Consider the following 20,356-nt stretch of genomic DNA (forward strand, 5'->3'; position numbering starts at 1 on the left):
GGGAGAATGAGGTGTATCCACACTTTGCACTTGAGGAGAACTCAAATGTTAATTAATATTAATATTATCATAAATGTATTATGTTCTGGGAGTGTATTGAGAATAAAGGGGAAACAATAGCGTTCTTAAACAAAACGATATTATGGGTTTATTTGATTTTATGATAGTGGAAATCGCTATGGATTTGGGGACGGCTAATACTTTAATAATTCATGATGGAAAGATTGTTGTGGATAGCCCTTCTATTGTGGCGAGGGATATTAGAAACGGTAAGATAATAGCAGTAGGTAAAGAGGCCAGTTTGATGCAAGGTAAGACACACGAGAATATTAGAACAATCCGGCCTCTTAAAGACGGGGTTATTGCAGATTTTGATGCCTCTGAGAAAATGATTAGCTGGTTTATTAAAAATATACCTGATTTAAAGAAAAGCTTTTTTACTCCTGCACTACGAATGGTGGTATGTATTCCGAGTGGCATTACCACAGTGGAAAAAAGAGCGGTAAAAGAGTCCTGTGAACGAGTAAACGGAAAAGAAGTGTTTTTAATTCATGAGCCCATGGCTGCTGCTATAGGAATTGGTTTAGATGTGATGCAGCCTAAGGGGAATCTCATCGTGGATATTGGTGGAGGGACTACAGAAATAGCTGTTATTGCCCTAGGAGGAATAATTTGTGACAAATCTATAAAAATTGCTGGTGACGTTTTTACCAATGATATATTGTATTTTATGAGAACACATCATAATCTATATATTGGAGAAGCTTCCGCAGAAACGATAAAAATTGAAGTAGGCGCTGCAATGGAAGAACTTGAAGATGCTCCTGCTGATTTAACTGTTCGTGGAAGAGATATGCTTACCGGGAAGCCCAAAGAAGTTTTGGTTACCTTTAGGGAAATAGCAAGAGCTTTGGATAAATCAATACAAAGGATTGAAGATGCCATTATGGTAACGCTTTCACAGACACCACCCGAACTGGCTGCAGACATTTATCATACGGGTCTTTATCTCGCAGGAGGAGGAGCAATGCTTCGAGGTCTTGACAAAAGGATTTCACTGAAGACAGATTTACCGGTATATATTGCAGAAGATCCTTTAAGGGCCGTGGTTAGAGGTACAGGAATTGTTTTAAAAGACATGGATAAGTATAAAACTGTATTGATAAAATAAGTTCGTTTTTACTTCCGCAGAATTGAGTTTTTTGGAATTAATCACTTTATTTGTAATAGGATTTATTGCAAATGAGTTATCTATGGGGTCATCTTTTTTCGAACAAGATGCTAGAATAAGGACAGACCAATCGTCAATAGAATAATTACTTTTTTCATGGTTATCATTATTATTAAGTTTTATTAAGAACAGCTAGATATATGGATATAATTGTTGTTCAGATGCGAAAAACATACTTCCTGTTTTTGCAAACTTAAATTATATGTAAAAATTGCTACTTTACTTCTTTTTTATGTTGGGTTGTAATAGTCATTAGGTAAAAAAATATCTAGACAGAGGTTTATTTTTTTAGTTTTATTTCATGGATATCTCTTTTCAGTTCTAGAAACATTTCTTTTACTGAATCGGATTCTGTGGGCAGGAGTTTAGCGTCGTCTCTTCCAATATGGCATACATATTCCCAAATCTCCAAAATATCAGAAAGTTTGATTTCGTAAGGACTGTAGATAATATTGTCTGAAATTACGGTTACCGAATCATCGTTTTTATTTCCGAGCCGTTTATAGGTAATTCCCTCGCTGAAGGTAATGAATATATAGGTTTTGTTCTGTTTTATTTCCCCCAGATTGTCCACATATTTTCCGACTACAAAGGATTTATTAGTGTGTGGCGGCATAGAATCGCCATTAATCGGGAAAGCCCTCATTTTACCCAAACCCAAAAACGGTAGCGCTATCTGCTGTAGGTTTTCTATATATTCTGTTTCAGCATAACCACTAAGATAGCCAGCTTGTGCTTTGTGCGGAATAATTTCAATGAGGTTGTTGCCGTCTTGATCGACGGTTATGGGCAAAACAATTCGGTTGTCATCTAATTGCATTAAATTATCAATAGATATTTTTCGAAGATCAACCGTCAAAAGTAAATCGATGCTGATATGATAATACCGGGAAATAATCACCAGCGTTTCTGCAGGCGGCGTGTTTTTTCCGTATTCATATTTCTTGTAGCGATCAAGTGGCAGAGCCATTCCGTCTGCCACTTCTTGTTGGGACAAATTTCGTTTGCTTCTCAGCCATTTAAGATTGTCAGAAATATACAACATACGTTAAAGGGATTTTAAGTCACTACAAATATAGGTACTATAGTGATTTAACGTCCTAATTTTGCTAAATAATTTTGGATCAAAGCAGTTACAAGAACAAGAATAATATTCACGTTATATACTTTATGAAAAAGCAGGAATATGCCATAGTAGATATAGAAACTACAGGAGGCAATGCCAGAGGGAGCCGTATTACAGAAATAGCCATTGCTATTCATGACGGAACTAAGGTTATTGACCGTTGGGAAACACTTGTGAATCCGGAACAGGAAATACCGCTTGCCATTTTTGCGCTCACCGGAATTGATAACGGCATGGTGCGAAATGCTCCAATCTTTGATGATATTTCCGAAAAAGTTTTGGAGATGCTTACCGACCGTATTTTTGTGGCACATAATGTCAATTTCGATTATTCTTTCGTTCGACATCAATTGGAAAAGTCTGGATTTAAATGGAAAGCCAGAAAATTATGTACCGTTCGTGCCGCAAGAAAAATTAAACCCGGATTAGGCTCTTATAGTTTAGGAAATCTTTGCAATTCATTAGATATATGTATAGAAAACAGACATCGCGCAGGGGGTGATGCAGATGCGACCGCTATATTATTTTCCAAATTACTGGAATGGGACTGCGAGGGAGTGATGGATAAGATGATTAAGAAAACAGCACAGGATCAGCGCCTGCCACCTAATTTGCCTCAGCAGGACTTTGAGCAATTGCCTGAAAAAATAGGAGTATATTATTTTTATAATCAACAAAATAAGGTTGTTTATGTTGGAAAAGCGATTAATTTAAAAAAGCGTGTGGCTTCACATTTCAGCGGTCATAACGTAAATGCGCAAAGACAGAATTTCTTGAAGGATATCTACGGAATTTCATATGAAGTCTGTGCCACCGAACTTATGGCGCTGTTGTTGGAATGTGATGAGATTAAAAAGTTGTGGCCTGCTTATAACAGGGCATTAAAACGTTTTGAATCTAAATTCGGATTGTATCAATATGAAGCCCGAAATGGATATAAATATTTATCAATAGGAAAATTAACCAAGTTTCAGACCTGTATTCAGGAATTCAACAGCCAATACGAAGGAATAACTGTATTGCAAAACCTTGCGCAGCAGTTTAAAATTGATCACCGATTTTGCCAATACGGTGTGTCAATAGTTGGAGATTTTTTTCCAAAAAAAGACTTGACAAATTTGCCGGATGTTACCCATCATAACGAGACTATCGAAAACGCGATTGCCTTTTTGTTAGACAACAGGACAAGTTTTGCGATTATAGACAAAGGCAAAACAATAGAAGAAAAGAGCTGTATTTGGGTTGAAAATGGACATTTTTATGGGATGGGATATTTTCCGTCAGATATTGGATGTACTGAATTATCGGAGTTAAAAGATTATATAACACCCTACAGAAGTAATCAATACATTATGCATCTCATTTATGCTTATGCCGAGAAATACCCAGGAAAAGTAAAACGTCTCCAAATGATAGAAACATAAAAATAAAATTGCATACTTATGATTCTCTTTAACGACACCGAAATGTTTTCACAAGGAACAGCCGGCAAAATAATATTTGACGCAACTGATGCTGACGTAATGTTGATTGATAGTTTTTTTACCAAAGAAGAATCCGATAATTATTATAACATTTTATTAAACAGTACTCCATGGCGCGAATACGAAATGCCGATGTATGATAAAATAGTTACTGCTCCGCGTATGATTGCCTGGTATGATGAAAGTGAGGGTAATTTTGGTAAATCAAATTGGCCTAAGGAATTAATAGACATTAAAGCCAGGGTTGAAAATGAAACCAAAATAAATTTTAATGCTGTTTTACTGAACTTATATAGAAATGGAAAGGACGGAGTTTCTTGGCATAGCGATAAAACGCAAAGCGAGAATAAAAACATGAATATTGCATCTGTTACTTTTGGTGAAACCCGAATATTTAGGCTGCGTCATAAATTTCTAAAACATCTTCCACAGCTGGATATTCCTTTGCATCATGGGGCTTTCCTATTAATGGCAGGAAAAACAAATAGTTTCTGGGAACATCAAGTGCCTAAAACCACAAGAGATGTGCTTCCACGGATTAACCTTACTTTTAGGCAGGTGAGGATATAAAGCAGATAAATACTAATATCATGCCTCTGCAAAATTTCGTAATTTTTAATGCAGACAGATTAGAGAGATTCAACCTTGCGCAGACTTAATACTTTCTAGAGATACCGCAGTTTTTCTTCTTCAATATCCAAATAATGCATTTGTCTTCGTATAATTGACTCGTCAAGACTTTGATCTTCTCTGTTTTTATTGATGAGCCAATGCCTTTGCTGATTTAATAAATCCAGATAAATAACTTTCAGATCTTCACCAATTGATTCGTCATCGATTCCATTACTGTGCTGTTCCCATTTCAGAATAAGATGCTGTAATGGAGGATTACTTTCTACTTGATCACCATAATTGGTTTTTAAGTAATGTGTTGCAAATTCAGCTAATTCCTGTCGGATGTTATTATAGACTTCATTGCGGGATAAGGTATCGTCATCATTATCGGTTAGAATTTTTTTAATAAAATAGGGTAATGTTAATCCTTGAATTAATAAGGTCAAAAGAATAACAATGAAAGTGATAAACAGGATGAGATTACGCTGTGGGAATCCGTTGCCGTTATTGAGGTAAACAGGTATTGATAAAGCTGCAGCCAGTGAAACTACACCGCGCATTCCGGTCCAGCCAAGTATAAAAGGCACTTTATAACCCGGATTTTTGCTGTCTGCTACTTTGATGAAATTACGGGCAATGAGTGTTACAATTACAGCACCATAAGAAGACAGAATCCGGCTGACAATCAAAACAATCGTAATCATCACACCGTATCCAACTGCTGTAGGAATACTAATATTCACTTCCTCCAGTCCTTTGGTAATTTGAGGCAGATCTAATCCAATCAGCATGAAAACAAATCCATTAAGTATAAAACAAAAACTTTCCCAGACGTTTACCCCGCGAATGCGGGATCTGCTACTCAGAAAACGATGTCTGTTATTAGATAAAAGCAAGCCAGCACTTACAACTGCCAATACACCGGAACAGTGAACCTCTTCGGCAGCGAGATAGATAATGTAAGGAGTCAGCAATGTCAGCACGCTGTCTACATTCACATCAGTGGGCAGGTATTTATGAGCTTTCATAAAAATCCAACCAATGAGTAAACCAATTGACACACCACCAACAATCATCCAACTAAAACTCGCTGCCGCTTTGTGAAATATAAATTGCTCGGTTGCCACAGCAATCATCGCAAATCTAAAAATAATTAACGACGAAGCATCGTTCAATAGACTTTCACCTTCTAAAATAGACGAAATGGTTTTAGGGACTTTAACAAATTTTAAAATAGCACCGGCACTTACAGCATCTGGCGGTGAAACAATACCGCCTAGCACAAATCCTAATGCCAATGAAAATCCTGGAATAATATAATTGGCAACTAACGCTACCGAAAGCGCAGATACGAAAACGACCACAAAAGCAAAGCTTGTTATAATGCGTCTCCATCGCCACATTTCTTTCCACGAAACAGTCCATGCAGCTTCATAGAGTAACGGAGGCAGGAAAATAAAGAATATCAGATCGGGTTCTATGTTTATTACTGGTATGCCAGGAATAAAACTTATGATCAAACCTGCCAGAACTAATAGTATAGGGTAAGCTACTTTTATTTTATTAGCCAGCATAATAAGCAATAAAATAACAAGCAGTATACCAAGATAAAAAGGAAAATTTTCTAGCATTCGTTTGGTTTTTAAGAACAGTTTCTAGTTTAGACTTCTGTATTCGATTAGAATGTTGCGGCTATTTAAAATATGGTTCAAATGCTGTCTGAATAATGGACTTATCAGTATCAAAAAAATCATTCTTCGGCTAAATTAGTCAAATTAAATTGAATGTGGTTCTCAGCAGATGTGCTTGTCTTTTATTTTATTAAATCATCACATTTTAAAAGATTGAGTTAAAGAAAGTCATTAGTCAGATATAATTATTTAAGACTCAAAAGTAGATTCTATTTAGCGTTATATCGCAATTGTTTTATGGGCGAAAACGATATGTCGTAGTTTATTCACTTTGAAATAATATAGAAAGTCTTGATTTTAAAGGGATTGTATTGAAAGGCATGATTATAGACTATATGTCTGTGTAACAATAGAATAATTTAATTATGCAAACTGAAAATCAAAAATCAATTCTGTTTATCACTGGTGCTTTTGTAAGTAACGAATCTTGGAATGAGTGGAGCCATTTTTATGAAAGCAGAGGCTATAAAACGATTGCTCCCGCCTGGCCTTTTAAGGATGCCTCTCCGGCAGTTCTCCGCAGACGTCATCCAGATTCCCAGATAGCATCAATTCGGCTGGCACAACTTATAACGCATTTTGAAGAAATTGCAAGGTCATTCCCGGAAAGACCAATCATCATTGGTCATTCGATTGGAGGTTTAATTGCCCAAATTTTGAATCAGAAAGGTTTGGCATCAAAAGCTGTTGCTATTCACTCCGTTCCTCCGCAAGGTATTTTGACTTTTAAATTATCTTTTCTGAAAGCTGGTTGGGGACCTCTTGGTTTTTTTACCTCAGCTAAGAATACATTTTTAATGAGTTTTTCCCAATGGCGATATGCTTTTGCCAACGGAATGGAATTCGAATTACAAGAAAGAGGATATCTGCAATTAGCAATTCCCGAGTCAAAATTGGTAGTTCGAGATACAATTACTTCAGTGGCAAAAGTAGATTTTAAAAAACCGCACCATCCTTTATTATTAATTGCAGGCGATATGGATAATACAATCCCACATCAATTGAATTATGATAATTATAAAAAATACACCGATAAAAACTCGGTTACTGATTATAAAGTTTTCTCAGGCAGAAACCATTTTGTATTAGGTCAGCCGGGTTGGCAAGAAATTGCAATCTATATTTTGGAATGGCTTCAACAACACAAAAACGAATAATAACAACTTTTAAATTTTACAAATATGAAATCAACTATCAACCATAACGCATGGTACAAAACAGTAAAAGTTTTTTTAGGACTTGCAATGATTACTCTTTTTTTTCTAACTGCTTGTAAAAAAAGTGAAGAACCTTCAAATGCAGCTGTTCCAGAATCAACAGAAGAACCAGCGTCGCCAGATGTCAAGCCGGCTGATCCACCGACTAATTTTAAACACCAAACGGCTTTAGTCAATGGCGTAAATATTCATTATGTCATTGGTGGAACAGGAGAGCCTTTGGTACTTGTTCACGGATTTGGTCAAAACTGGTATATGTGGAACCGACTGCTGCCGGAGCTTTCAAAACATTTCACGGTTATCGCACCCGATTTGAGAGGTGTGGGTGAATCAGATAAACCTGAGTCGGGTTATGACAAAAAAACAATGGCCACAGATATTCATGAGTTAGTGAAGAAATTGGGCTACAGCAATATAAATCTTGCCGGACATGACATTGGACTTATGGTGGCTTATGCTTATGCGGCTCAATATCCAAATGAAGTTAAAAAACTGGCATTGATGGATGCTTTGCTTCCGGGTATAGAACCTGTTTGGTCGCAGGTTTCGGCTTCAGCCTGGTGGTTTGGATTTTTTGCCTGGCCTGCTTCCGGAGATATTGTTAAAGGAAAAGAGAAAGAGTTTTTAACCAATTTCTGGCCAATAGTTGGTCATGTGAAAAATCCTTTCAGCCCCGAAGAAACTGATGAATTTGTTAGGGCTTATGCCGTTAAAGATGGTGCGAAATCAAGTTTTAAATGGTTTGCCAACTTTCCGCAGGATGGAAAAGACAATATGGTATTCATGAAAACAAAACTTAAAATGCCTTTGTTGGCAATGGGTGGAGAATTTTTTGCGGCGGCGTTCCTTAAAGAGCATTCTAAACTTGTGGCAACAAATGTATCCGAATCAAAAATTGCGGGCTCCGGACATTGGTTGGTACAAGAAAATACGGCTCAGGTGCAAAAAGACCTATTGGCATTTTTTCTGGCAAAATAGGGTATTCAAAATAAAACTAACAGTATAATTAATTCGAACACGATGAAACGAATATTTTTAATACTACTATTTTTTTCCTGCCTGTTGATGCAATCTCAAGAAAAAGCAGACTTGATTATTTATAACGGAAAAATCGCCACGATGCAAAAAAACGGTGAATTTGTTCAGGCTGTTGCTGTAAAAGGAGGGGTTATTTTAGCCACTGGAACTTCAAAAAGTATTTTGGAAAGTTATAAAACTGCAAATACTCAAACAATTGATGCAAAAGGCAAAACGGTTATTCCGGGGTTAAATGACAGTCATATACATGTAATACGCGAAGGACTCAATTATAATGCAGAGTTGCGTTGGGATGGCGTGAAAACCCTCAAACGAGCAATGGAAATGCTCAAGGAACAGGCCGCACGAACTCCTCCTGGAGTTTGGATTAAGGTCATAGGTGGCTGGAATGAATATGGATTTGAAGAAAAAAGACAGCCGACGATTGATGAAATCAATGCTGCTGTTCCTGATAAACCTGTTTTTATAACCTATTTGTACGGCAAAGCTTTTTTGAACAAAAAAGGAATTGAGGTTTTGGGCTATACCAAAGACACGCATTACGAAGGTAGTATTTTGGAACAAGACAAAAACGGAAATCTAACTGGATTAATGTTTGCCAAAGAAACTCCAAAAGCAATTTATACTACTTTGGCTTTAACCACAAAATTAACTCCCGAAGAAAGAATTAATAGTTCGCTTCAGTTTAATCGAGAACTGAATCGGTTTGGTTTGACATCTGTGGTTGATGCTGCGGGCGGTGGACAAAATTTCCCTGCCGATTATGGAACTTCAATGGAATTGGCCAAACAAGGGAAATTAAATCTTCGCATCTCCTATTATTTATTTGCCCAGCAAAAAGGCAAAGAACTTCAGGATTATGAAAAATGGGTGGCCGAAACCGTGGTCAACAAAAATGATAATCTTCTGGTTGCAAATGGCTATACCGAAGAAGGAGCTGGAGAAAATATTGTGGCATCCGCTGCCGATTTTGAGAATTTCTTAGAACCTAGAATTGTTCTTTCGGATCAAATGGAAGGGGATCTGGAACCGATTATTCGTTTACTTGTCAAAAATAGATGGCCGTTTCGATTGCACGCTACTTATGGCGAATCTATTGACCGAATGCTGAACGTTTTTGAGAAAGTAAACAAAGAGATTCCGTTTAATGGTTTACGCTGGTTTTTTGACCATGCCGAAACCATTACGCCTCAGGAACTAGAAAGGGTTAAGAAACTCAATGGCGGAATCGCTGTTCAATTCAGAATGTATTTTCAAGGGGAGTTGTATGAAAAATTATATGGTGTTCCAAAAACACAATTGCCTCCAATAAAGAAAATGCTCGAAATGGGAATTCCTGTCGGAATGGGAACAGATGCTACCCGTATTTCAACTTATAATCCCTGGATGGCGATGCATTGGCTCATTACAGGTAAAACTTTAGGTGGAATGCAATTTTGGCCAAAGGATCAGGTTCTTGACAAATTTACGGCACTGAAATTATACACATCGGGAAGTGCGTGGTTTTCTGGTGAAGAAAAAGAAAAAGGAAAATTAGTAAAAGGAATGTATGCCGATATGTCGATTTTATCCGATGATTATTTTACGGTTTCTCTTGATAACGTTCGCAACATCGAATCGGATTTAACAATTGTGAATGGAAAAGTGGTTTATGGAACAAGAGATTTTAAAGCTCTGGATCCTGTAATTCCTCCAGTAATTCCAGATTGGTCACCTGTTAAGTATTTCGGTGGGTACCAAAAATAAACATTAAGTAAAACAATCTAATGAACATAAAATCATGAAATATCATAAATTAATTTTAGGAATTGCAATCGTATTGTGTTTGCTTATAAACACTGTTGGGTATGCACAATTTCCTATGCCGGATCATGTTCCGATTTGGGATGCCAATAAAGTAACCTTAAAACTATTTAAAATTACCGATAATGCGTACGCAGTTTTGCCCTCAACAGTAGAAAGTGAAACTACAAAAGGTATTCCACAGGCTACTTCGGCCGGGTTTATTGTTGGTAACAAAGGGGTTTTGGTTATAGAAACGATGCTCAGCAAAGTGCTGTACGATCAACTTTATAAATTGATTAGATCGGTAACCAATAAACCGATTGTGTATGCTGTAAACACAAGTGATCACGGAGATCATTGTTTTGGAAATTATTTACTTCCTAAGGAGACAATTATCATTCAGAACGAATTCTGCAAAGAAAACCTATCCAAAAATTATGAGAATATCAAGCAGTTTATGATTATGCTTTTTGGCAAAGGAAGAGGTATTGAAGAAAGTGTGTATCGAGCTGCAGACATTACAATTTCAAAAAATCAAAACCTCAAAATCGATATGGGCAATAACAATATTGTAGAGCTTATTAATGTTGGAACCGCCCAATCTCCCGCAGATCTTTTTGTGTTTTTAAAATCGCCTTCGAAAAATGTATTATGGGCAGGAAACCCATTTATAGCCGAAAGTCCAGCTATCCCGTGGTTGTTTGATGGCTACTTTTTGGAACCCGTAAATAACCTCAACGCCATTTACAATATGATTTCGGATAGTGATATTGTGATTCCAGGACACGGGCGCATTACCAACAAGGCGGGGATAAAATACACTATCGATTATGTTTCGACTCTGAAAACAAATGTTGAAAATGCGGTTAAAAAAGGACTTACTCTTGACGAAACCAAAGCGACTGTCGCGATGAAAGAGTTCAATAAAGGATACGAACTTTTTAACTGGTTGCATTTTAATTTCAATGTTCCCAACGCGTACAAGGATATCAAACAAAACGGTACCAAATAATCGTCTGAAGAACTGGTAACGATTTAAAAAAATAGATATGAAAAATAGAATGCAGTTACTGGTTTTATTGATTTCATTATCCTGTTTAGGGCAACAATATCCTGGATTTAAATCGCTTCGATTTGATGAAAATTACAGTTTTTTAAAAAAGGATACACTGCAACACGATTGGTATAGAACAATGAAATTTATACCGTTATCTTCTTCCAAAAACACCTACATCAGTTTTGGAGGAAGTATAAGATACCAATATTTCTATGCTAAAAACGAAAATTGGGGAGATGGACCGCAGGATAATGATGGGTATATATTGAGCAGGTATTTATTTCACGCCGATTTTCATGCCGGTAAATTTTTTAGAACATTCGTACAAACACAAAGCAGTTTGGCAGATGGAAGAATTGATCCGAGTCCGGTTGACCAAAATCCGCTTGAAGTACATCAGGTTTTTGCTGATTTTAATATTATAAATGATGCCAATAAAAGGTTGATTCTAAGAGTGGGAAGACAAGAAATGACCTATGGATCACAGCGTTTAGTCGCTTTGAGAGACGGACCTAATAATCGCCAGTCTTTTGATGGAATTAAAGTGATTGCCTCAAAAAACAACTATTCTGCCGATTTCTTTTACAGCCATTATGTTGTAGCGCACGATGGAATTTTTGATGATGATTCCAATAACGACAAACAGTTATGGGGAAGTTATCTGGTCATCAGCAAAGTTCCATTTTTCAAAAACATTGATGTTTATTATCTAGGTTACGAAAGAGCTCATGCCGTTTTTAATGACGGAGCAGGCAAGGAAAACCGACATTCCGTGGGAACCCGCATTTGGGGAAAATCTGAAAACTGGCGATACGATGGAGAAACACTTTATCAGTTTGGTGATTTTGATTCAAAAGACATTAATGCTTGGACTGCGTCGCTAAATTTAGGTTATCGCTTAAATATGGTAAAGTTTCATCCTGAAATTGGTTGCAAAGTGGAAGTGATAAGTGGTGATAGGGAAGTGGGCGATAATGGATTGGAAACTTTTAATCCGCTTTTCCCAAGAGGCTCTTATTTTGGACTCGCATCCGTAATTGGACTTTCGAACCTTATCGATTTTCATCCTTCTTTGAACTTCGAACTCGCCAAAAATATAGAATGGGGAATCGATTATGATATGTTTTGGAGATACAGCAGCAACGATGGTATCTATGCTCCAAATGTATCGCTGATTTATCCAGGAGATACAACAACAAGCAAGGAAATTGGTGGTCAGCTTGAAAGCGAAATAGTATGGCAACCCAATCAATATTTATATTTTCGGGTTGAAGCGACTTGGTTTAAAGCGGGGGAATATATCAAAGCTTCGGGAACGGGGAAAGATATTTTCTTTACGGGAATTACGATGCAGCTGAATTTTTAATTCCCAAATTGAATTGTATTAATTGATTTTTAAAAATAATTATTAACCATAAATTTATTTGCTATGAAAAATTTATCACTTGCGGCAGCTCTAATTTTATCTGCCATTTCAGGATTTGCACAAAAACCTGGACCAGCTTTATTAGATCCAACTAACCATGCATTAGTGTTAATCGATTATGAGGGGCAGATGGCTTTTGCTACCGCAAATATCCCCATCGATCAGTTAAGAAATAATACGGCAATAGTTGCAGGAGCTTCAAAAATTTTTGGTATTCCTACAGTGGTTACAACAGTAGCTGAAAAATCATTTAGTGGACCAGTATTTCCAGAAATTCTTGAACTGTATCCTGAATCGACTTATATAGATCGTACGACGATGAATACTTGGGAAGATGTGAATGCGTATAAAGCCATCGTTGGGAAGAACAAGAAAAAATTAGTTATGGGCGGATTATGGACAAGTGTTTGTATTGTCGGTCCAGTATTATCTGCAATTGCCGAAGGTTTTGATGTGTATGTGATTACGGATGCCTGTGGGGATGTGAGCAAAGAAGCACACGATCAAGCCATAACTCGCATGGTTCAGGCTGGTGCACATCCTATGACTTCGCTTCAATATCTTTTGGAACTTCAAAGGGACTGGGCAAGACAGGCGACTTATAAACCTGTAAATGATCTGGTGGTTAAGTATGCCGGCGGTTATGGTATAGGCGTACAATACGCACGTCAGATGCTGAAGCATTAAAATAAAGGGCACAATCGTGTTGATTTATTATAAAAGCAACAAGTAGCAGAAATAGTAATTAAATATTAAAATTATGAAACCAGCTAATATTTTTTTGACCGTAACAGCAGTGCAAACCGATGCAAACGATGCTGTCAATTCTAAAACTCAATTTGCGGAAACAAAAGGTAAAAAGATTGCTTATCGTTCCATTGGCAATGGCGATTCTATCATTTTGGTAAATCGTTTTCGCGGTACTTTAGACACTTGGGATCCTTTATTTCTGGATAGTCTTGCAGAAAATTTTAATTTGGTAACTTTTGATTATACTGGCATTGGTTCATCATCCGGGACTTTACCAACAGATATCGTGGATGTAGCGACAGATGTTAAGGATTTGGCCGAGTTTCTTAATCTAAAAAGCATCGCCATTTTGGGTTGGTCTTATGGCGGTTTGGTAGCTCAGATTGCTACACTGCAATATCCGGAATTGATTTCGCATGCCATATTAGTTGGTACAAATCCTCCTGGACATAATGAAATCCCTTTGGAACAAGCGTTCTTGGATTGTGCTTTAAAACCAATTAATGATTTTAATGATGAAGTCATTTTGTTTTTTGAACCCAATTCGGATGCCAGTGTAAAAGCAGCCAAATTATCACACGACAGGATTGCCAAAAGAATTGATGTTTCCAAAATCCCGAGTACGATGGATGTTTTTCAGCTTTATTTTGCCGGAGGGGCAGGTTTGAGAGAAGACAATTTAAAATTCAGGGATCAATTAAAAACAACCAAAACACCACTTTTGGTTATATCTGGCGATCACGATATTTCTTTTGCTGTCGAAAACTGGTTTGCATTGCTTCGAGAGTTGGCGACTACACAAATAATTGTGTTTCCTCATACAGGTCATGCGCCGCAACATCAGTTTCCTGAACTTTCAGCAAAATACATTTCCAACTTCATTCAGTTAACAGCAAAATAAAACCAGCCTGGAAGTTAGTATCAGCCTTATAGCAACTCCAAATTAATTTACATAATCAATATTCTCTTTAAAAATGGAAAATCAAGGAGCAACAGTTGTAATCACTCACAATGTTTTAGTAGGGAAAGAGCAAGAATATGAAAATTGGCTAAATGAAATTAGTCCGATCAGTAAAAAATCAACTGGATTCTTAGATTGGCAAATCATTCGCCCTATTCCTAATTTGACCTATACTTTTACGGTTATTCTTCGATTTGACACTATTGAAAATCTCAAAAATTGGATGGAATCGAAAGATCGAAAAAAACTGATTGAGAAAGCTTTGCCATTTTTTTCCAAAGAAGACAAATTCTATATAAAAAGCGGTTTGGATTTTCTTTTCCTATCAGAAAATGAGAATGTAAAAATACCGGTTCGTTGGAAACAATATTTAGTGACATGGTCGGCAATATTCCCATTGGCAACATTTATTCCAATGCTCGTATTACCTATAATGAGAAATTTTGCTTTCCTCCAAAATCGTTACATCGAGTCATTTTTTGTTTCGGGCATAATAGTATTCATTATGGTATATCTGTTAATGCCACGATATACAAGACTCATAAAAAAGTGGCTTTACAAATAATAATTTGAATTGATAAAAAGGCTGCTTTATATCAACAGATATACACTTCGTAAATGACTGTTAATCATTAAAATATTAAGCATTATGATAAAATCAAAATCCATCATTCTCATACACGGAAACTTTGTGAATAATACTAGTTGGGCAAAGTGGAAAAGCCGTTATGAAGAAAAGGGATATACCGTGTACACACCCGCAAACCCGGGTCACGATGGAATCCCAACAGATTTGAGAAACAAAGTCCATTCTAAGCTTGTGGAAACAGGATTTATTGACGTGGTTAAGAACATTGTAAAACTCATTGATATTTTACCTGAAAAACCATTAATTATTGGACATTCAATGGCAGGTATGGCAGCAATGAAATTGTTAGAATTGAACAAGGTAGCAGCCGCAGTAAGTATTGACGGAGCTCCGCCAAAGAATGTGTTTCCTCCATTTGCAACATTAAAATCAGTATTGCCTGCATTTGGCTTTTTTTCTTCCAATGACTATTTTATGGGCAGTCGTGATTGGTATGACAAATGTTTTTTCAATACAACACCTGTAGCTGAAAGAGCGGATGCTTTTAAAAGTTTTGCCGTACCCGAAAGCTATAAAGTAAGCCGTGAATTGGTGTTGAACTCTTTTTCAAACATCGATTTTGGTAAACCGCATGAGCCTATTTTATTTATTGGTGGTGGCAGTGACAATATTTTTCCTCCTTCACTTACAAGCACTTTGGCAAATAAATATAAAGACAAAAAGAGCCGAGTTGATTTGAAAATTTTTGAAGGTAAAAGTCATTTTATATGCGGAGAACCAGGCTGGGAAAAAGTTGCGGACTATATTTTGGACTGGTATGAGAATTTATGATTTTTTGTGAATGAAACTATTAATAACCATTAAAATAAACTAAAATGAGCAAGATTACAGTAAAAGACGGAACAGAAATCTATTACAAAGATTGGGGAACAGGTCAGCCTATTTTCTTTCATCACGGTTGGCCATTGTCTGCAGACGATTGGGATGCACAAATGTATTTTTTCTTAGATAAAGGATTTAGAGTAATTGCATATGACAGACGCGGCCACGGAAGATCTACGCAGACTTATAAAGGAAACGAAATGAATACTTATGCAGCAGATGTTGCAGAACTTACAGCATTTTTAGACTTAAAAGACGCCATACATATAGGGCATTCAACTGGCGGAGGTGAAGCTATACGGTATGTTGCAAAATATGGTAAAGATCGTGTATCAAAAGTGGTGCTTATAAGTGCAGTAACTCCCTATATGATCATGGACGAAAACAATCCAAACGGCGTTCCATTGGCAGTGTTTGATGATATTCGTTTTAATACCGCCAATAACAGACAGCAATTTTATCACGACATCACTTTTCCATTTTATGGGTACAATAGGGAAGGTGCCAATATAAAGAAAGGAATTCAGGATAATTGGTGGCGTCAGGGGATGATGGGGGGCATTAAGGCACATTATGACTGTATAAAAGCTTTCTCGGAAACCGATTTTACCGAAGACTTAAAAAGTGTTGATATGCCAGTACTCGTCCTGCACGGAGAAGATGATCAAATTGTTCCTTATGAAATTACCGCTTTAAGAGCAGCTAAGCTTTTGAAAAACGGAAAATTGATTACCTATCCAGGTTTATGCCACGGAATGCCAACAACAGATGCAGATACTGTTAATTTAGATATACTGGATTTTATTAAATCTTGATATAACTAACCTGAGGGCGATTATTTTTTGGAGCAGAAAGATTTGCTTCTTTAAGCAGCATTGGTCCCGCTATCCGTTGCAATCTCCCGAAAAAAATCGGGAGGATTTCCACTACTATCGGGGCTAAAGGAGACATTTTGTTTTTTAAATATAATAGTTTTTAACCGCAAGGGATGCAAAGATTTTATCGCTTTGTATATAATTCCGTAAGGGGAGCAAAGCTTTGCGTTCCTTGCGTTTTCAAAAAAGCAAATTTTTGCGTTCCTTGTGGTAAAAAAAGCAATAATAAAACTCAGGAATCTAACTAAAAAAATAATCAAAAATGGATGCAAGTACATACTCAAAAACGGCGTTGATATTGGTTGACCCGTTTAACGATTTTCTCTCTGAAGGAGGAAAACTATATCCTCTTACGAAAGAAACAGTTGAAGGCATTTCTTTGGTAGAAAACCTTAAAAAGTTGGTAGCGGCAGCCAGAGAACGAAAAATACAAATTATCTATGCTCCACACCATAACACAAGCGAAGGGGATTATTTAAACTGGCGATTTCTTTCACCATCACATATGGGGAGCAAGAACGTAGTTTTATTTGAAAGAGAAAGTTGGGGTGCCCAATTTCATCCAGAACTTCAACCAGAAATTGGAGATCTTATTGCCCAAAATCATTGGACGGGCAGCGGATTTGCCAATACCGATCTTGATTTTCTTCTTCGCATGCACAACATTGATCATATTATTCTTGCTGGTATGAGAGCAAATACCTGTATCGATTCAACCGCTAGATATGGTGTGGAATTGGGATATCATGTAACTTTGATTAAAGATGGTATTGCAGCATTCAATTGGGAAGAAATCAGAGTTACGGTTGAAATTACTTTTCCAAATTATGGACATGCAATGCTCTCAATAGAGGAATTTATAAATACTCCAAAATCGTAGGGTCATGAAAAAATATTTTGCTAAAACGGTACAAATACTAGTTCTTTCTTTGTTTGCAACCTTTTCCTTAATGGGGCAGTCATCGTCAATTTTTAAAAGAATGGATTCCTACCAGACACTCGATAAAATGTGGGAATTGGAGCCAGACAGCAATAGTGAAACCTTCTTATTAACGGCCTATAAGCCTATTTACATAATGCCATTCCGGTTTTCAAGCCATAGACGCGAGGTCCCTTTTGAAACAGCGCCGGTTGATCCTGCTGTAACTGATGAAGAAATCCAATTGGACAATGTAGAAGCTACCATGCAGTTCAGTTTCAAAACCAAATTAGCCCAAAGAATTTTTGGCAGAGGCGCATTATGGTTAGGTTATACTCAAAAATCGTATTGGCAAGTTTATAATGCGGAGTTTTCAAGGCCTTTTAGGGAAACCAATTATGAACCGGAAATTATATTTAACTATCCAGTAAAATTTGATTTTTTAAAGATGAAAATGCTTGGGTTTGCATTTAATCATCAGTCAAATGGAAGGGAGGGGCACAAATTTACCCGAAGTTGGAATCGATTTATTCTGCATGCCGGTTTTGAAAACAATCAGTGGAGTTTAATTGTGAGAACATGGTTTGCCACCGAAATTACAGAAAACCCGGATATCGAAGATTACATGGGCAGAGGAAGTATTCTTTTTAATTATAGATTAAAGAAACATTTATTGACATTGAAGGCACAGCATTCTTTGCGGTTTGGCGATGATAATCATGGCAGTGTTGAGTTCGATTGGACTTTCCCTATATATAAAAATCTAAAAGGGTATGGTCAGTTTTTTCATGGATATGGAGATGCCATGATTGACTACAATCAAATTCATACCATTGGAGGAATTGGGATTGTATTTGCAGGAACTTTATAAAAATTGGTTGTTTTTGTGAATATAAAAAAAAGCGCCGTACGTATTTGTTAAAATACTTACGGCGCTTTTCCAATAATTAATAAACCCCTTATTGTTTGATGAATTGTAATTCAAAATTTAATTTAATTTCTTCACCAACAAGAACTCCTCCAGTTTCTAAAGCAGAGTTCCAGTTTAAACCCCAATCTTTTCTATTGATTTTCCCAGTGAGAGAAAACCCAGCTTTGGTATTTCCCCAAGGATCTTTTGCCAAACCGCCAAATTCAGTATTCAATTGAACAGGTTTAGTGATTCCGTGAAGGGTTAAATCCCCGGTTAATTCAAATTCCCCTTCATTAATTTTTGAAAAACCAGTTGAGGTGAAGGTAATTTCAGGAAAAGTACCTGCATCAAAGAAATCTGGGCTCAATAAATGGGCATCACGATCTTTGTTTCCTGTAGTAATTGAATCTGTTACTCCTTTAAAACTGAATTTAGCATTGTCAAAACTATCTGATTCTGTTTCTACAGTTGCATCAAATTGTGTAAAATTTCCAGATACATTAGTAAACATCATGTGTTTTACTTTAAATCCAATTTCTGAATGTGCTGGGTCTATAGCCCAAGTTGTTTTTGTTGACATTTTATTTGTTTTTTTATTGTTATTATTTAATGTATTTATAATCTATATGCTTAATTTATGGTACAAATTTCGGTCGTTTTCAATTCCTATGCATTGAACTAGGACAAGAAATGATTGTTTGTAATTTTTTTAATAAAAAAAATGCTTTACAATAATTCCGATACAAAATTAGATCGGATAGTATTTTAAAGCATTGAACTAAGACAAGAAATGAAACTTACTGCTTGGCGAGTTTCGTTCTTACTTTGCTTAAAAATTCTGCAGAAATCCCAAGATAGGAAGCAATATGATGCTGCGCTACCCGTTGCGGTATTGTTGGGTAAAGTTTTATAAATTCTAAATATTTTTCCTGGGCCGATTTGGCAATGGTATCGATTAGTCTGTTCTGCATGGCAGAAAGGTTTCGTTGTATCAATAATCTGAAAATGCGTTCAAACTTAGGAACTTTTTGCAAAAGCATTTCTTTGGTTTCGGGGGTTAAGATCAATAGCTGACAATCTTCGAGAGTCTCTATGAATAATTTGCTAGGTTTTTTTTCATGAAAACTGGCAATATCACTTATCCACCAGTCTTCTATGGCAAATTGTATTATTACTTCAAAACCATTTTCATTAATGTAATATTTCCGAATACAGCCTTTTAGGATATAAGCTTCAAAATTGCAAATTTCGCCTTCCTGTAGCAATAATGTTTTTTTGGGTACTTCTTTATACTGCAATATCGTATTGAAATACTCGATTTCGTCGGGCGTAAATTCATTTTTTTTGCAAATATTAGCATTAATTGATTCAAACATATCAGGGAAAATTTATGGATTAGAATTTAAGCTTGATTCTGGGATAATTTTCTTTTTCGTCGCTTTTCCAAAACTTCAAGGATTTCACATTTTAGTAGCCCGCTTCCACCTCCGTAGTGCAATATGATTTCGATTTCGGGTTGTTCAGTCTTAAAAAACTCTTGCATTTTTTTTTCAGATGCTGCTTCAATGCCTGAACTGAATAAAACAATATCCAGAAGGTTTTGTTTAAAATAGTCTTTGGCTGTTTCTTCGTCACTAAAACCCACTGCGTGCCAATCTTCGTTTGCATTCACAAGGCGTAACAGGATTTCCAGAATAGGTTCGTTTTTTCCGAGTATTAAAAATTCTAGTTTCTTCATGGCTTCATAATTTAGAATACAAAACTAAAGCACAATTCTTTATTAAAACATAATCTAGG

General features: G+C 36.5%; 20 protein-coding genes. 15 read left to right on the top strand and 5 right to left on the bottom strand.

Translation table 11 applies throughout. From position 1 onward, the window contains the following. The first annotated feature begins 142 nt into the window (after window positions 1–142). Window positions 143–1,171, top strand: coding sequence for a rod shape-determining protein (locus tag DOS84_RS10410; protein WP_111410067.1), 1,029 nt, complete (start codon window positions 143–145; stop codon window positions 1,169–1,171). A gap of 340 nt (window positions 1,172–1,511) precedes the next feature. Here DOS84_RS10410 and DOS84_RS10415 read toward each other — a convergent pair whose 3' ends face one another. After that, window positions 1,512–2,276, bottom strand: coding sequence for an XRE family transcriptional regulator (locus DOS84_RS10415; RefSeq protein ID WP_111410068.1), 765 nt, complete (start codon window positions 2,274–2,276; stop codon window positions 1,512–1,514). 125 nt (window positions 2,277–2,401) lie between these two features. Here DOS84_RS10415 and DOS84_RS10420 point away from each other — a divergent pair, with 125 nt between their 5' ends. Both DOS84_RS10420 and DOS84_RS10425 read left to right on the top strand, forming a co-directional pair. Further along, window positions 2,402–3,781, top strand: a complete 1,380-nt coding sequence (locus tag DOS84_RS10420; protein WP_111410069.1) for an exonuclease domain-containing protein — start codon at window positions 2,402–2,404, stop codon at window positions 3,779–3,781. Window positions 3,782–3,799: 18 nt separating this feature from the next. Further along, window positions 3,800–4,411: an alpha-ketoglutarate-dependent dioxygenase AlkB family protein gene (locus DOS84_RS10425; protein ID WP_111410070.1), complete on the top strand. Its 612-nt coding sequence runs from the start codon at window positions 3,800–3,802 to the stop codon at window positions 4,409–4,411. A gap of 95 nt (window positions 4,412–4,506) precedes the next feature. On the opposite strand, the gene DOS84_RS10430 is transcribed toward DOS84_RS10425, so the two are convergent. Next, the gene (locus DOS84_RS10430) at window positions 4,507–6,087 is read right to left on the bottom strand and encodes a Na+/H+ antiporter (RefSeq protein ID WP_111410071.1); all 1,581 of its coding nucleotides are present in this window, start codon (window positions 6,085–6,087) and stop codon (window positions 4,507–4,509) included. A 425-nt stretch (window positions 6,088–6,512) separates the two neighbouring features. Between DOS84_RS10430 and DOS84_RS10435 the strand changes: the two genes are divergently transcribed. The 12 genes from DOS84_RS10435 to DOS84_RS10490 all read left to right on the top strand — a co-directional run bounded on the left by DOS84_RS10435 (window position 6,513) and on the right by DOS84_RS10490 (window position 18,517). After that, window positions 6,513–7,304, top strand: coding sequence for an alpha/beta hydrolase (locus DOS84_RS10435; RefSeq protein ID WP_111410072.1), 792 nt, complete (start codon window positions 6,513–6,515; stop codon window positions 7,302–7,304). A gap of 24 nt (window positions 7,305–7,328) precedes the next feature. Beyond that, on the top strand, window positions 7,329–8,342 hold the full coding sequence (locus DOS84_RS10440; protein WP_207802049.1) for an alpha/beta fold hydrolase: 1,014 nt from the start codon (window positions 7,329–7,331) through the stop codon (window positions 8,340–8,342). A 42-nt stretch (window positions 8,343–8,384) separates the two neighbouring features. Further along, a complete protein-coding gene (locus DOS84_RS10445; RefSeq protein WP_111410073.1) occupies window positions 8,385–10,148 on the top strand; it encodes an amidohydrolase in 1,764 nt (587 codons plus the stop codon). Window positions 10,149–10,182: 34 nt separating this feature from the next. Next, window positions 10,183–11,199 carry an MBL fold metallo-hydrolase gene (locus tag DOS84_RS10450; protein ID WP_111410074.1) on the top strand — a complete coding sequence of 339 codons (1,017 nt, stop codon included), beginning with the start codon at window positions 10,183–10,185 and terminating at the stop codon, window positions 11,197–11,199. 37 nt (window positions 11,200–11,236) lie between these two features. After that, window positions 11,237–12,610 carry an alginate export family protein gene (locus DOS84_RS10455; RefSeq protein ID WP_111410075.1) on the top strand — a complete coding sequence of 458 codons (1,374 nt, stop codon included), beginning with the start codon at window positions 11,237–11,239 and terminating at the stop codon, window positions 12,608–12,610. A 63-nt stretch (window positions 12,611–12,673) separates the two neighbouring features. Next, window positions 12,674–13,357: a hydrolase gene (locus tag DOS84_RS10460; RefSeq protein ID WP_111410076.1), complete on the top strand. Its 684-nt coding sequence runs from the start codon at window positions 12,674–12,676 to the stop codon at window positions 13,355–13,357. A 73-nt stretch (window positions 13,358–13,430) separates the two neighbouring features. Next, window positions 13,431–14,321 carry an alpha/beta fold hydrolase gene (locus DOS84_RS10465; protein ID WP_111410077.1) on the top strand — a complete coding sequence of 297 codons (891 nt, stop codon included), beginning with the start codon at window positions 13,431–13,433 and terminating at the stop codon, window positions 14,319–14,321. 73 nt (window positions 14,322–14,394) lie between these two features. After that, complete coding sequence (locus DOS84_RS10470; RefSeq protein WP_111410078.1) at window positions 14,395–14,946, top strand: putative antibiotic biosynthesis monooxygenase; 552 nt, start codon at window positions 14,395–14,397, stop codon at window positions 14,944–14,946. Window positions 14,947–15,030: 84 nt separating this feature from the next. Next, on the top strand, window positions 15,031–15,801 hold the full coding sequence (locus DOS84_RS10475) for an alpha/beta hydrolase (RefSeq protein ID WP_111410079.1): 771 nt from the start codon (window positions 15,031–15,033) through the stop codon (window positions 15,799–15,801). A gap of 44 nt (window positions 15,802–15,845) precedes the next feature. Continuing rightward, a complete protein-coding gene (locus DOS84_RS10480; RefSeq protein WP_111410080.1) occupies window positions 15,846–16,667 on the top strand; it encodes an alpha/beta fold hydrolase in 822 nt (273 codons plus the stop codon). Between the two features lie 322 nt (window positions 16,668–16,989). Further along, the gene (locus tag DOS84_RS10485; RefSeq protein ID WP_111410081.1) at window positions 16,990–17,607 is read left to right on the top strand and encodes a cysteine hydrolase family protein; all 618 of its coding nucleotides are present in this window, start codon (window positions 16,990–16,992) and stop codon (window positions 17,605–17,607) included. A gap of 4 nt (window positions 17,608–17,611) precedes the next feature. After that, window positions 17,612–18,517, top strand: a complete 906-nt coding sequence (locus DOS84_RS10490; RefSeq protein ID WP_111410082.1) for a phospholipase A — start codon at window positions 17,612–17,614, stop codon at window positions 18,515–18,517. Window positions 18,518–18,605: 88 nt separating this feature from the next. On the opposite strand, the gene DOS84_RS10495 is transcribed toward DOS84_RS10490, so the two are convergent. From DOS84_RS10495 to DOS84_RS10505, 3 genes are all read right to left on the bottom strand, one after another. Further along, a complete protein-coding gene (locus DOS84_RS10495) occupies window positions 18,606–19,139 on the bottom strand; it encodes a YceI family protein (RefSeq protein WP_111410083.1) in 534 nt (177 codons plus the stop codon). Between the two features lie 217 nt (window positions 19,140–19,356). Further along, window positions 19,357–19,935: a Crp/Fnr family transcriptional regulator gene (locus tag DOS84_RS10500; protein ID WP_111410084.1), complete on the bottom strand. Its 579-nt coding sequence runs from the start codon at window positions 19,933–19,935 to the stop codon at window positions 19,357–19,359. A gap of 26 nt (window positions 19,936–19,961) precedes the next feature. Next, window positions 19,962–20,297 (bottom strand): hypothetical protein, encoded by a 336-nt coding sequence (locus DOS84_RS10505; protein WP_111410085.1) that lies wholly within the window; start codon window positions 20,295–20,297, stop codon window positions 19,962–19,964. Between the last annotated feature and the right edge of the window lie 59 nt (window positions 20,298–20,356).

Source organism: Flavobacterium aquariorum (assembly GCF_003254745.1).
GTDB classification, from domain to species: Bacteria; Bacteroidota; Bacteroidia; order Flavobacteriales; family Flavobacteriaceae; genus Flavobacterium; species Flavobacterium aquariorum.

What these genes read in the sequence shown, in the direction of transcription:
- DOS84_RS10410 (WP_111410067.1), top strand. Translation starts at nt 143, where the DNA reads ATGGGTTTATTTGATTTTATGATAGTGGAAATCGCTATGGATTTGGGG.
- DOS84_RS10415 (WP_111410068.1), bottom strand. Translation starts at nt 2,276, where the DNA reads ATGTTGTATATTTCTGACAATCTTAAATGGCTGAGAAGCAAACGAAAT.
- DOS84_RS10420 (WP_111410069.1), top strand. Translation starts at nt 2,402, where the DNA reads ATGAAAAAGCAGGAATATGCCATAGTAGATATAGAAACTACAGGAGGC.
- DOS84_RS10425 (WP_111410070.1), top strand. Translation starts at nt 3,800, where the DNA reads ATGATTCTCTTTAACGACACCGAAATGTTTTCACAAGGAACAGCCGGC.
- DOS84_RS10430 (WP_111410071.1), bottom strand. Translation starts at nt 6,087, where the DNA reads ATGCTAGAAAATTTTCCTTTTTATCTTGGTATACTGCTTGTTATTTTA.
- DOS84_RS10435 (WP_111410072.1), top strand. Translation starts at nt 6,513, where the DNA reads ATGCAAACTGAAAATCAAAAATCAATTCTGTTTATCACTGGTGCTTTT.
- DOS84_RS10440 (WP_207802049.1), top strand. Translation starts at nt 7,329, where the DNA reads ATGAAATCAACTATCAACCATAACGCATGGTACAAAACAGTAAAAGTT.
- DOS84_RS10445 (WP_111410073.1), top strand. Translation starts at nt 8,385, where the DNA reads ATGAAACGAATATTTTTAATACTACTATTTTTTTCCTGCCTGTTGATG.
- DOS84_RS10450 (WP_111410074.1), top strand. Translation starts at nt 10,183, where the DNA reads ATGAAATATCATAAATTAATTTTAGGAATTGCAATCGTATTGTGTTTG.
- DOS84_RS10455 (WP_111410075.1), top strand. Translation starts at nt 11,237, where the DNA reads ATGAAAAATAGAATGCAGTTACTGGTTTTATTGATTTCATTATCCTGT.
- DOS84_RS10460 (WP_111410076.1), top strand. Translation starts at nt 12,674, where the DNA reads ATGAAAAATTTATCACTTGCGGCAGCTCTAATTTTATCTGCCATTTCA.
- DOS84_RS10465 (WP_111410077.1), top strand. Translation starts at nt 13,431, where the DNA reads ATGAAACCAGCTAATATTTTTTTGACCGTAACAGCAGTGCAAACCGAT.
- DOS84_RS10470 (WP_111410078.1), top strand. Translation starts at nt 14,395, where the DNA reads ATGGAAAATCAAGGAGCAACAGTTGTAATCACTCACAATGTTTTAGTA.
- DOS84_RS10475 (WP_111410079.1), top strand. Translation starts at nt 15,031, where the DNA reads ATGATAAAATCAAAATCCATCATTCTCATACACGGAAACTTTGTGAAT.
- DOS84_RS10480 (WP_111410080.1), top strand. Translation starts at nt 15,846, where the DNA reads ATGAGCAAGATTACAGTAAAAGACGGAACAGAAATCTATTACAAAGAT.
- DOS84_RS10485 (WP_111410081.1), top strand. Translation starts at nt 16,990, where the DNA reads ATGGATGCAAGTACATACTCAAAAACGGCGTTGATATTGGTTGACCCG.
- DOS84_RS10490 (WP_111410082.1), top strand. Translation starts at nt 17,612, where the DNA reads ATGAAAAAATATTTTGCTAAAACGGTACAAATACTAGTTCTTTCTTTG.
- DOS84_RS10495 (WP_111410083.1), bottom strand. Translation starts at nt 19,139, where the DNA reads ATGTCAACAAAAACAACTTGGGCTATAGACCCAGCACATTCAGAAATT.
- DOS84_RS10500 (WP_111410084.1), bottom strand. Translation starts at nt 19,935, where the DNA reads ATGTTTGAATCAATTAATGCTAATATTTGCAAAAAAAATGAATTTACG.
- DOS84_RS10505 (WP_111410085.1), bottom strand. Translation starts at nt 20,297, where the DNA reads ATGAAGAAACTAGAATTTTTAATACTCGGAAAAAACGAACCTATTCTG.